Origin of the sequence: Bacillus sp. R86525 (assembly GCF_042466195.1) — a bacterium.
Taxonomy (GTDB): Bacteria; Bacillota; Bacilli; order Bacillales; family Bacillaceae_G; genus Bacillus_A; species Bacillus_A nitratireducens.
The window spans coordinates 753,009-764,170 of sequence record NZ_JAXHPX010000007.1 but is presented as its reverse complement, the minus strand read 5'-3'; the positions used below and the strand labels follow the sequence as shown (position 1 = coordinate 764,170).

The 11,162-nt window shown below is 34.7% G+C and carries 13 protein-coding genes; 6 read left to right on the top strand and 7 right to left on the bottom strand.

The window, feature by feature from the left end:
- Positions 1–150 precede the first annotated feature (150 nt).
- Positions 151–2,217 (bottom strand): LTA synthase family protein, encoded by a 2,067-nt coding sequence (locus SJY24_RS06405; RefSeq protein WP_377864102.1) that lies wholly within the window; start codon positions 2,215–2,217, stop codon positions 151–153.
- A 292-nt stretch (positions 2,218–2,509) separates the two neighbouring features.
- On the opposite strand from SJY24_RS06405, the gene SJY24_RS06400 reads away from it, so the two are divergent.
- Positions 2,510–3,763 (top strand): glycosyltransferase family 39 protein, encoded by a 1,254-nt coding sequence (locus SJY24_RS06400; protein WP_000932533.1) that lies wholly within the window; start codon positions 2,510–2,512, stop codon positions 3,761–3,763.
- A 41-nt stretch (positions 3,764–3,804) separates the two neighbouring features.
- Here SJY24_RS06400 and SJY24_RS06395 read toward each other — a convergent pair whose 3' ends face one another.
- Positions 3,805–4,386 (bottom strand): YwbE family protein, encoded by a 582-nt coding sequence (locus SJY24_RS06395; RefSeq protein ID WP_377864101.1) that lies wholly within the window; start codon positions 4,384–4,386, stop codon positions 3,805–3,807.
- A 144-nt stretch (positions 4,387–4,530) separates the two neighbouring features.
- Here SJY24_RS06395 and SJY24_RS06390 point away from each other — a divergent pair, with 144 nt between their 5' ends.
- On the top strand, positions 4,531–4,782 hold the full coding sequence (locus tag SJY24_RS06390; protein ID WP_377864100.1) for a hypothetical protein: 252 nt from the start codon (positions 4,531–4,533) through the stop codon (positions 4,780–4,782).
- Between the two features lie 77 nt (positions 4,783–4,859).
- Here the strand turns inward: SJY24_RS06390 and SJY24_RS06385 are convergent, their stop codons facing one another.
- Entirely contained in the window at positions 4,860–5,090 is a 231-nt protein-coding gene (locus SJY24_RS06385; protein ID WP_377864099.1) for a hypothetical protein, read from the bottom strand.
- 11 nt (positions 5,091–5,101) lie between these two features.
- Positions 5,102–5,398 carry a DUF3986 family protein gene (locus tag SJY24_RS06380; RefSeq protein WP_098889425.1) on the bottom strand — a complete coding sequence of 99 codons (297 nt, stop codon included), beginning with the start codon at positions 5,396–5,398 and terminating at the stop codon, positions 5,102–5,104.
- A gap of 120 nt (positions 5,399–5,518) precedes the next feature.
- On the opposite strand from SJY24_RS06380, the gene SJY24_RS06375 reads away from it, so the two are divergent.
- From SJY24_RS06375 to SJY24_RS06365, 3 genes are read left to right on the top strand one after another with little or no spacing between them, the layout of a single operon-like run.
- Positions 5,519–6,526, top strand: coding sequence for an ABC transporter substrate-binding protein (locus tag SJY24_RS06375; RefSeq protein ID WP_377864098.1), 1,008 nt, complete (start codon positions 5,519–5,521; stop codon positions 6,524–6,526).
- An 11-nt stretch (positions 6,527–6,537) separates the two neighbouring features.
- Entirely contained in the window at positions 6,538–7,302 is a 765-nt protein-coding gene (locus SJY24_RS06370; RefSeq protein WP_128856553.1) for an ABC transporter ATP-binding protein, read from the top strand.
- Positions 7,295–8,101 (top strand): ABC transporter permease, encoded by an 807-nt coding sequence (locus tag SJY24_RS06365; protein WP_377864097.1) that lies wholly within the window; start codon positions 7,295–7,297, stop codon positions 8,099–8,101. Before SJY24_RS06370 ends, SJY24_RS06365 begins: the two co-directional genes overlap by 8 nt.
- A gap of 34 nt (positions 8,102–8,135) precedes the next feature.
- Here the strand turns inward: SJY24_RS06365 and SJY24_RS06360 are convergent, their stop codons facing one another.
- Both SJY24_RS06360 and SJY24_RS06355 read right to left on the bottom strand, forming a co-directional pair.
- The gene (locus SJY24_RS06360; RefSeq protein WP_000849114.1) at positions 8,136–8,363 is read right to left on the bottom strand and encodes a hypothetical protein; all 228 of its coding nucleotides are present in this window, start codon (positions 8,361–8,363) and stop codon (positions 8,136–8,138) included.
- A 217-nt stretch (positions 8,364–8,580) separates the two neighbouring features.
- Positions 8,581–9,708, bottom strand: a complete 1,128-nt coding sequence (locus SJY24_RS06355) for a recombinase family protein (RefSeq protein WP_377864096.1) — start codon at positions 9,706–9,708, stop codon at positions 8,581–8,583.
- 93 nt (positions 9,709–9,801) lie between these two features.
- On the opposite strand from SJY24_RS06355, the gene SJY24_RS06350 reads away from it, so the two are divergent.
- Positions 9,802–10,473, top strand: a complete 672-nt coding sequence (locus SJY24_RS06350) for an HAD family hydrolase (RefSeq protein ID WP_377864094.1) — start codon at positions 9,802–9,804, stop codon at positions 10,471–10,473.
- Between the two features lie 125 nt (positions 10,474–10,598).
- Here SJY24_RS06350 and SJY24_RS06345 read toward each other — a convergent pair whose 3' ends face one another.
- Complete coding sequence (locus tag SJY24_RS06345; protein WP_377864093.1) at positions 10,599–11,135, bottom strand: DUF3267 domain-containing protein; 537 nt, start codon at positions 11,133–11,135, stop codon at positions 10,599–10,601.
- Positions 11,136–11,162: the final 27 nt, after the last annotated feature.

Here is an 11,162-nt window from a genome sequence, read left to right as displayed (position 1 = left end):
CACACACTTCTCACAAATCAATTAATAAAACGATTCTATTTTAATTTATACTAAATGTACAAGTAATACTCCCTAAACCCAGCTTGTCTGGTTACCCCGTTAAATACTATGAAAAAAGAACTTGTATCGTATACAAGTTCTTTTTTTCGCTTATTTAAATAATATATCCTTACTATATTGCTTTCCGGCGAGTAAGTCATATTGAATAAACTCATATTGCTTTAACATTTCTTTTTGTTTCGCTGTTAAACTTTTTATTACTTCTCCGTCTTTTCCTATCTTCAATTCGTCACGAAGTACGGGAATTTCTTCATATAACTTCGATAAAAATTGATAGAACGGTACCTTATTTAATCCAGCATAATCAAGGACAAGATTTGAAAAATAAATTGGACTTACTAAACCTAAATTGTCATTTGGTATATTAAAATTTGCATACATTAATAATGGCGTTTGCGCCATCGCTAATCGTTCACTTGGCGTTTTTTCATTCGTTATATAACCATTCTCTTTATAAAGAGATTTATTTGTTCCTAGTGATGGGAGATGGTCCCCAAAGAATACTAATAATGTAGGTCTATCTAAATTATCTAGCTCCTCTATTAAATATTGAAGAGCTTCATCTGAACGTCTTAAACCTTCTGTATAAGTCTCCAATTCAGCCTTCGATTCTTCATTTTCTAAACCACTAATCTCTATTTGATTTTCGCCAAATCTTCCTTCTGTAAATGGAAAATGATTTTGCATTGTAACTGCATGAATAAAAGTAGGTTTCTTTTGCTTCTCTAATTCAGCTATTATCTCTTTACTCATAGATAAATCGCTAATATAATCTCCATCAACTTCTACATTTTCCATCGTATCTTGTGCATTAAACTTATCAAATCCTAATACTTTATATACATCATCACGTTTAAAGAATGAGCGACCGAACGAATGAATAGCGCTTGTGTAATACCCTTCTTTTTTCAACGCTCGAGGAATAGATGGAATTTCTATCTTATTTGTAACGACTTGCTGATATGGTATAGATCCAGGTTTTAACAAACTCATTGAATAACTCGTTAACGCCTCAAATTCAACGTTCGCAGTATTTCCTCCAAATGCCGGCGAAATAGTTTGTCCACCCGGAAAACTTTCTATATAATGATGTAAATTCGGTAAAGGATCTTCACTAAAGGAAAGATTCGTTAATTTCGTTGGATCCCAAAACGATTCACTCATTACAAAAATAATATTTGGTTTCTCTTTTTGTTTCTGCGCCCCTATGTTGCTACCATATTGTTTCTTTATGTCATTTGCTATTTGAAGCATATTTTCTTTTGAATACTCTTTCGGCTTTTCAATAACTGTTGTATCTAGATTACTTATAAAGCCTAACACAAAACCATTCGAAGCATAATTTTCATTTTGATCCCACAAAACAAACTCTATACCTGACTTTTGAAACCATTTATTCATAAACGTATTCGTAAAATTACAATACACATATAAAATAAAAACGGATCCTATTATAAATAGAACTCGTACGCCTGCATGAACTTTTACATTTTGAATATACTTCCTCACATACATACCCGCCAAAATACAGACAACAACACTTACAATAACGAGAAGAATATAACCCCAACTAAAATAATCCATCACCATTGGTATAACAGATTGCATATGTCCAATCTGTGTAAAATCAGAAGGATATAGTGGGTCTCCCCTAAAAACAATTTTGAAGTGATTTACAATAGCCAAAATGATTAGCAAAATGCTTGTCAAAAGAGTACTCAAAAAAACTTTCCCAAGCACGTTATACACCAAAACATATATCGCATAAATTACAATTAAGCTAAATATAAACTGTGCGTTATAATTGTAAATCCAATTCAGTGTATTTACGAGATTCATATTATTTTGCATGAAAATAAAAAGCAAAGTAACCACATGCGCTACTAAAAACATTCTAATATAAATCCTAATAATCGGTTTAAACTTATTAACTATATCTTTATTCAAATACGCAACATACAATAGTACAATCCACATCAAAATTGTCATTATACTTAAGACAATTTTTTGATTTAACATATCTTTCATCGTATCTAAACTAAAATATTTTAAAATCAAGAAAAGTGTGGGTACTACATATAAGGTTACTAAACCACTTAAAACCGCTGAAATTAATATACTTCTTCTTGGCTGATGAAATGAAAAATTATCCCTCAATTCATTCCCTCTTTTCTGTTTATTAATTTCACCCCGCACCGTAAAAACAGTTCCTATTAAGATAACATACTTTCATGCATTTCGTCTTCACACTGGATTCTACTATAACTGTAGTTTCTTAATTCTCCCTTAATAAATAGGTGAATTTTGGGATATAAACTATTTATTCTTAAAAACCTAAATTCCTTCATTCCACTTTATGATATAATAACTATGTTTTGGAAAACCTTAATACTATTAGGGTTTTATCATGAAAATACGAAAGAAATAATAAAAAAGGGGATGCTCATTTTTGCTAAATAAGTTTAAAAATCTACCTAAAGCGGTATATGCAATTTTGGCGCTTTCTTTCCTACTGCACGTTTTTTGTCTAGTAAAACAGCCAGGATTAGATGGAGAGTTAGTCAAAGTAACATATGGCGCAAATGATGCCTTTAACTATTCGTTAACAGCCGAACAATTATTAAAACATGGTGTATTTGGCTATGTTTATTTAGAACCTAGTGAAGTGCCTGGAAAAAATGCATACATCACACCAGGTCAGCCGCTATTATTAGCTGGCGCCATGATTATTTCCGATGTTACATCACTTCCTTACTATTACGTGGCAACTGTCATTAATATGATACTGAACCTCGGCACAGTGTTATTAGTATTCTTAATAGGAAAAGAGTTATTTGAAAAAAATATTTATGGAATTGTCGCAAGTATTTTATATGCTATTTACCCAAGTAACTATACATACTTCCGTACATTACTAACAGAAGTTCCTTCAATATTCTTATTATCGTTAAGCGTGTATGTATTTGTTCTCGCATGGAAATACAATAAAACAAAATTCCATATATGGTTTGGAATTGTTGTTGCTATTTTACTTATGTTCCGTCCAAATCCAGCTCCAATGATGCTTATTCCTGTCCTGGTCGTCTTGTTCACATATGGATTTAAAGACTCCATTCGAATTGGATTATTATGGCTTATTGGTCCGTTCCTTATTATCGGGGCCTGGGTTGTTCGTAACTATTTAGCATTCAATCAATTTATCTTATTCTCAACGCAAGGTGCAGACCCATTAATTGCCGGTGCAGATCCATTTAACAAAATTGGCTATGAAAATGTAGTTAATCAAATGAAAGCCCAGGGCTTAGATGATAAAGAGGCATACGCAAAAGATTTAATCAAAAATGGATTTAAAACGGACTTCACATATTGGTTCTCTTGGTTCACTGTCGGTAAAACAATTGAATTATTCAAAACAGCTCCTGCTGTAGACCAATACCGTATTCATAACTTTATACAAATGTGTCATAGAGTCTTTATCATCGGTACATTCTTGAGCAGCTTCTGCTTCATGCTAAATTCATTTAAACATAAACGCGTTATGATGCTAGTAGCAAGTTCTATTATTTACATCATCTTCTCTAACTTATTCTTAGCAATTAATCGCTACGGATTTTTCATTAACCCTCTTATGTGCTTAATTCTTGCATATGGGTTAGTTTACGCTGTGCAGAAGCTTCCATTTTTCCGCACTAGCCAAGCATAATAAAAAAGAGGTCGTCCAAAGATGGACGACCCCTTTTTTATTTATCCAACACTTTGAACACGACCAATTTGTCCATCTTGTAATCGAACTTTAATTCCGTACGTATGTGTTTCAGTATTTGTTAAAATATCTTTCACAACACCGCTCACAGTTTTACTATAATCTTTATCTAATTGAATAACTACATGGGAACCGACCGAAATTTGTGATCTTGTCGGCTTCCCAACCGTTGCTTGTGTTGTTTTTTCTTGTTTCTGTGTTCTCTCTTGTTGTGCAGACTGTTGTTGCTGAATCTTCTGCTGCTCTTGTACACGTCTTTGCTCTTCTTGCTTACGCTTTTCTTCTTCTACTTTTTGCTGTTCTTCTTGCTTACGCTTTTCTTCTTCTACTCTTTGCTGCTCTTCCTGCTTATGCTTTTCTTCTTCTACTCTTTGCTGTTCTTCTTGCTTACGCTTTTCCTCCGCTGCCTTTTGTTGTTCTTCTTGTTTACTTTCCTCTTCTGTTTTCTTCTCATCTATTTTCTGTTCTTCCGTTGCCTTCAGCTTGTCCTCTTCATCTTTACAAGCTGTTAAAACAACTACACATAAGCCCGTAAGTACAAATAATAATAATTTCTTTAACATTAAAAAATCCTCCTATATATACATTACAAATAATGACCTTTAATAGAATAACAAATATGTATGAACCCATTTGTCGTAATTTGTCGTATTCATTGGATTTTCCATGTAACACTACATGCTACAATTGAAAAAAAGGGGGGCAATATGAATACACATATAATCTCGTTTCCAAAAATCATGTTCCTCATTATTTATTTCATACTATATGTTCCATTCTTCATTCAAATTACTTCTCACAAGCCGTTAGAACTTGGATTGTTTTCTCATACCCTTATCCTCTTTTCTTTTTTAGCAATTACCATTTTAAATTATAAAAAGAAACAAATAATCTTTACTATAACTTTTGCAAGTGCGGTTTTACTTGTCGGCACGAGTTTTGGAAAACTATTATTATAGAAAAGAACCTGTCATATGACAGGTTCTTTTCTTTATTTATTATGAACGGGAAAAGGTCGAAATGATTAGTATGTTTACTATACAAGAGGAAGCATCCATAATTTCCATATGATACTTACGATTACTATAAGTACAAAATCAAAAAAATCTAATCTCGGACCCTTTTTCATAGTCATATCTAACCACATATGAACCAATTTCAATCTTTTGTATTTATGAATATTTTTCTTTGCAAATCGGTAAATGAGCACTTGCATGATGTAAATTCCAGTTACGCAAATAAACAATAAGATGAGAAATTCAACCACGAAATTCCTCCCTATTTTTGAAGCGTTCTTTCTACTATATGGTTCTTCAAGACCCATTCCTCAAACTGTGCACTTCCAAATTCCCAGCTCAAATCACGAGCATGTACAGAAAAAACGTAATAACCAGCATATTCGTCCATAAACCGACCTGTCTCTATCTCCTCTTTCTGAAGACCGTATACTCCAAAATTAAAATACACATCCCACACGTCTTCATGCTTCCTCTTATAAGCAATCGATTCCATATCACATTCAGTTCCGAAATAATCAAGATGTAAATGAACGCTATCGTCGTATTCATACTCCATTTTATCACCCCTTATATTTGTACTTCTTTATTACCCAAAAAATTCCTGCTATCTATACTCACATATGGGCACTTACCTACATATTATGCTTGTAGATTGACTTCTAGGAGGTGTCATATAGTGAAAAAATTAATAACCGTTTTTTGCATCATGTTACTAGCTGTTTTCACATTCGTTGCTTGTAGTAGTACAAAGGATAGTACGAAAGAACAAGATCAAAAAATTCGCGTTGGCGAAGTTACCCACTCTCTTTTCTACGCACCATTATATGTTGGAATTGAAAAAGGATTTTTTAAAGATGAAGGTTTAAATATTGACTTACAAACAACAGCTGGCGGAGATAAAACGATGACCACCCTTTTATCCGGCGGAATTGATATTGCGCTTGTTGGTTCAGAAACGTCCATTTATGTTCATCAACAAGGAGCAAAAGATCCTGTCATTAATTTTGCCCAACTTACACAAACAGATGGCACATTTTTAGTTTCTCGTAAAAAATTAGATTCTTTTAATTGGAATGACGTAAAAGGCGTTACATTTTTAGGACAGCGTAAAGGCGGCATGCCACAAATGGTTGGAGAATACGTTTTAAAGAAAAATGGCATTGATCCACAAAAAGATACAAACTTAATTCAAAATATTGAGTTTGCTAATATTGCAAATGCCTTTTCATCTGGTACGGGAGAATTTGTACAGCTCTTTGAACCGACTGCAAGTATACTGGAAAAAGAGGGAAAAGGTTATATCGTCGCGTCTTTTGGAGCTGAATCTGGCACTGTTCCGTATACAACGTTTATGGCAAAAGAAAGTTTCTTAAAGAAAGATAAAGCTGCTGCTGAAAAATTCACGCGCGCACTATATAAAGCGCAGCAATGGGTTGATACTCATAGTCCAGAAGAGATTGCCAATGCTGTTTCACCACTATTTAAAGACACTTCAAAAGACATTTCAGTGAAAGTAATTGAGCGCTACAAAAAACAACATTCTTATGCGACAAATCCATTATTAGATGCTTCTGAATGGAAACAGCTCCAAACGATTATGAAAGAAGCTGGGGAATTACAAAAAGAAGTTCCACATGAAACGCTCGTCAATACAAAAATTGCCGAAAGCGTTATTAAGAAATAGAGGCGAAGTGTATGAGCTTTTTACAAATACGTAACGTTTCTCACTGCTTTTTTGCAAAAAAAAATGCCAAACTTATTCTTGAAGATATGAGTTTACAAGTAGAAGAAGGAGAGTTTATTTCTATTCTTGGTCCGAGTGGTTGCGGAAAAACAACACTCCTCTCCATCATCGCAGGGCTACTTGATCCAATTGAAGGTATCGTATTTTTAGATGGTGAACCGATTACAACTAAGACCCCATCTATGGGCTATATGCTCCAGCAAGATTACTTGTTTCCATGGAAAACAATTGAAGAAAACATTATGCTCGGACTTCATATTCGGAAGATTTATGACGAATATACGAAAGAACATACATTAAAGCTTTTGCAACAAGTCGGTTTGCATGATATAGAACAGCAATATCCTCGCGAACTATCCGGCGGTATGCGCCAACGTGCAGCACTCGTTCGAACGTTAGCGACCGATCCAAAAATTTTATTGCTGGATGAACCATTTTCCGCACTCGATTATCAAACAAAGTTAAAACTAGAAGATCTCGTCTTCACATTATTACGTAACTATAAAAAAACATCTCTACTCGTGACACACGATATTGAAGAAGCAATCGCGATGAGTGATCGTATTTATTTACTGCAGGCGAACCCTGGAAAAATTGCAAAAACGTTCATCGTCCCAGAAAGCATTCGTTCCTTATCACCGTTAGAAGCACGCCACCACCATGACTTCCCATCCCTCTTCCAAGAAATATGGAAGGAGTTGGAACGACTTGGATAATATAAAACAACTACATGAACAGTTTCGGAAAAAAGAACGCAGGCGCGCATGGTTAGCACGTTCTTTACAGCTTTTACTGCTCATCCTCTTTTTTGCACTATGGGAAATAGCTAGTAAAAAGGAGTGGATTGATCCTTTACTCTTTAGCTCTCCTTCGAGCATTTGGGATCTCTTCTTAGCGAAATGGATTGACGGTTCACTTTGGGTTCACATATGGACGACATTACTGGAAACCGGAGCAGGTTTTATTCTCGGAACTGTACTCGGAGCTATTATTGCTACTTTCCTTTGGTGGATGCCACTTTTAGCCCGCGTACTTGATCCCTATCTCGTTGTCCTAAATGCAATGCCAAAAGTTGCACTCGGTCCAATTATCATTGTTATTTTTGGTCCAAACATTTCATCTTCTATCGCAATGGGAGTAATCATTTCCATCATCATTACCATTCTCGTTATTTACAGCGCATTTCAAGAAGTCGATTCCAACTATATAAAGGTCATGGACACATTTGGCGCAAATAAATGGCAATGCTATACGCACGTTATTCTCCCTTCATCTTTCCCTGCAATTATTTCAACATTAAAAGTGAATGTTGGCTTATCATGGGTCGGTGTTATTTTTGGAGAACTCCTCGTTTCTAAACAAGGACTTGGCTATTTAATTAGCTATGGATTCCAAGTCTTTAACTTCACACTCGTCTTGCTCAGTGTATTGCTCACTTGCGTCCTCGCAACTCTTATGTATGTATTTGTCGAGGCGTTTGAAAAACTCCTTATCGGAAAACGAAAAAAAAGCTGACTTAGAGCGATACGCCAAAGTCAGCTTCTTTCTTTTATCTTTTATCGCACATTTTTGATTCATTTGTAACGTTTCCATTCGCAACCGTAACTGTATGGAAACAATCTTTCACACGCACTGTAACGACATTATCTTTTCGGTCAATAATATGATAATCATTAAACTCTTTATTTAATGCACTACGAATTTGCTCTCCTTCAAAAATCGGAAAACCGTGAGACATTACCCAAATGAGACCAGCAACCGCAAGAATCGTTTTCATACGCTTCATTACCTCCTCGAGAGTAAACTTATAGCCCCTATAATATGCGCATTATAATTGTGTCTAATTTGTGACATTTTTATACTAATTCTATTTTAAAGCTTCAGTTCCTTCTTCTTTTTTAAAAAAAGACAGAATTTTCAATCTTATAAACATAAAGAAACGCAAAGAAGTAAAATTCTTCACGTTTTCCCTTAGCTAAAATATATCGAACACATCAATCGCCTTCGTGTCCACTTTGTTGTTCTATCGTTTTCGAAACATCATATAATCCTACTAACACTTCCGCTCTCATTTTTACAAGCTCAGGAAATTGATAGAAGAAGGCAATTTTTTTATATTTTAATTCTGATCCTTCTTTCACCTTTTTTGAATCTTGTAGTATAAACGCTGTAAATGTATCCGCGATATCCTCTGCTACATTTGTCGTTCCATACAGTGAAACAAACTCATCATGCTTTTCCTTAAAGAATTCAATTTGAGCTTCTTCGCTTTCTTCCACTTTCTTTTCTGTCCACTCCTGTTCAATTGGTTTCCAGAACAAATTATGGAATTGATTTATATAAGAGCCCCCCTTCGCACATCCTTCTTGTAAGAAAAGAGATTTACATTTATTTTGGTATGATGAAATATCTTTATCTTCTTCAAAAGCCTTTAAGTACTTTTCATTTACTGGTATTTGTTTATGTCCCAGTGTCAATACGTGAGCCGTCTCATGAATTAATGTTTTCATCACTTGATCAATATTTACTGCAGAATCAAGCGTATCTAAACTAAGAACCCACTCTTTCGGATACTCCACACTTGGCATAACATGAGCCACAATTCCATCGTATCCATCTGTTACCATATCAAACTCTTTTATGTCAGTACGATACTTAGCTGGAATAAGAGTGCTGTACATATCCCATAACGACTGCTGATACCCTCTATCTTGACGTTGTATCAGCACCTCTTCTTTCGCTTCTTTATCTTCAGCGAAAGCCTTATTCAATCGTTTGCGATCTAGTTTATCGAAATAAGGATCTACAATTTCATCACCATCAATATAATAAGAAGCTAAAAAGAAATAATTTTCATCATCCTCTTTTTTCATTTCCGCTTCTTTCATATCATTACTTGAATTTCCTTCTAAATCATAATCCTCTAGTACTTCAAGTTCTGAAAGTCCATCTATCTTTTTATATACTTTCTGAAGCTTCTTATCGCCTATTTGTGTGCATTCTTCTGTCGTTTCGCACACATCTTTTTTCTCTCTTTTCGAAGTTTTCTCCACCATATCACATCCAGCTACTAAGCCAATTGAAATGATAAAACAAACTAATTTTCCATACAGTTCTTTCATTTGCCCCTCCGTCATTACAGCCTACAAAAATATGATAATCATTTTCCAATGAATATGCGATAATTATTTATAAAAACTTTGAGGAGGTTACATATGATTCGTGCGGTACTATTCGATTTGGATGGGACACTATTAGATCGTCATCAATCTTTAGAGCGATTTATTCATGACCAATACAATCGCTTTTCCCTTCATTTTACGAACATTAAACAAGCCGAGTATTGCTCTCGTTTTCTTGAACTCGATAATAATGGATATACGTGGAAAGATAAAGTATATGCTACTCTCCTTTGCGAATACAACATTACTACTTTAACACCAGAGCAACTGCTGTATGACTACATTACAAACTTTCAACATCACTGCATTCCTTTCCCAAACATGCATGAATTACTTCAACGACTAACGCAGCAAAATATAAAAATCGGTATTATTACAAACGGCTTTACTGATTTCCAAATGAACAACCTTCGAGCACTAAACATACATACGTATACAAACACAATTCTTGTTTCAGAAACGGAAGGAATTAAGAAACCACACCGAGAAATTTTCGAACGTGCTTTGCAAAATCTAAATGTTAAAGCAGAAGAATGTCTTTACGTTGGAGATCATCCAGAAAACGATGTGCTTGGTTCTGAACAAGTAGGGATTCTTGGCGTTTGGAAGAGAGATTCATTTTGGGATGACTTTGAACATTCACGTGTGGTAGATGATTTATTAGAGGTTCTTTCGTTTTTAGAGGCAGATATACGAGTAAGATAATAGTAAATGAAATTATGTCGACGATTTTTCGAATTTATCGGCGATTCGACAAGGAATATCGACTTACCGACAAAAGCTGACAAACAAAAAAGAGGCCATTTTTCAAAACGCCTCCTCTACCTTTACTATTCATATACTGTAAACTGCGGTTTACTCGGATGATCTTTAACAAGTGCATCGTCTGGAAATTTTGAGACCTTTTGATATAGGGTAATGTCACCAATACAACCTGCTGTTAGTAGAATCCCTAAAAATGAGAGTCCTTGAAAATTCATAGCTAATCCCAATACAATTGGTAAAATTCCAGTTGGTAAAAACGGAAGCATTAACACTTTCTTCATTTGCTTTACTGTAATCACCTGTTTAGAATGAGCATATGCAACACCTAATTTCCAATTGACGCCCCATTTTAGTTCACTCCACGGAACACCTCCGATATAGCGAAACCCTATTAAATGTATCGCTTCATGAATACAAATGAGAACAATCATTGCGATAATAAAAAGAAAAAGGATTGGTAACGTAATTTCAACTTGAACCCCACCTGAAAGAAGTGAATGTAAAAAACTAATTCCAATCGCCAGAGCGAACGCTATACAACATGAATAGAAATTTAATTTAACCATCGAAACAGTAACAGTCGTTTCTTTTCCTTTATTCATCTTTCCCCTCCTAAAATGTAAATATAT

Bases quoted from the DNA above. Each gene is read 5' to 3' on its own strand.
- SJY24_RS06395 (WP_377864101.1), bottom strand. From the start codon at position 4,386: ATGTTAAAGAAATTATTATTATTTGTACTTACGGGCTTATGTGTAGTT.
- SJY24_RS06390 (WP_377864100.1), top strand. From the start codon at position 4,531: ATGAATACACATATAATCTCGTTTCCAAAAATCATGTTCCTCATTATT.
- SJY24_RS06380 (WP_098889425.1), bottom strand. From the start codon at position 5,398: ATGGAGTATGAATACGACGATAGCGTTCATTTACATCTTGATTATTTC.
- SJY24_RS06370 (WP_128856553.1), top strand. From the start codon at position 6,538: ATGAGCTTTTTACAAATACGTAACGTTTCTCACTGCTTTTTTGCAAAA.
- SJY24_RS06360 (WP_000849114.1), bottom strand. From the start codon at position 8,363: ATGAAAACGATTCTTGCGGTTGCTGGTCTCATTTGGGTAATGTCTCAC.
- SJY24_RS06355 (WP_377864096.1), bottom strand. From the start codon at position 9,708: ATGAAAGAACTGTATGGAAAATTAGTTTGTTTTATCATTTCAATTGGC.
- SJY24_RS06350 (WP_377864094.1), top strand. From the start codon at position 9,802: ATGATTCGTGCGGTACTATTCGATTTGGATGGGACACTATTAGATCGT.
- SJY24_RS06345 (WP_377864093.1), bottom strand. From the start codon at position 11,135: ATGAATAAAGGAAAAGAAACGACTGTTACTGTTTCGATGGTTAAATTA.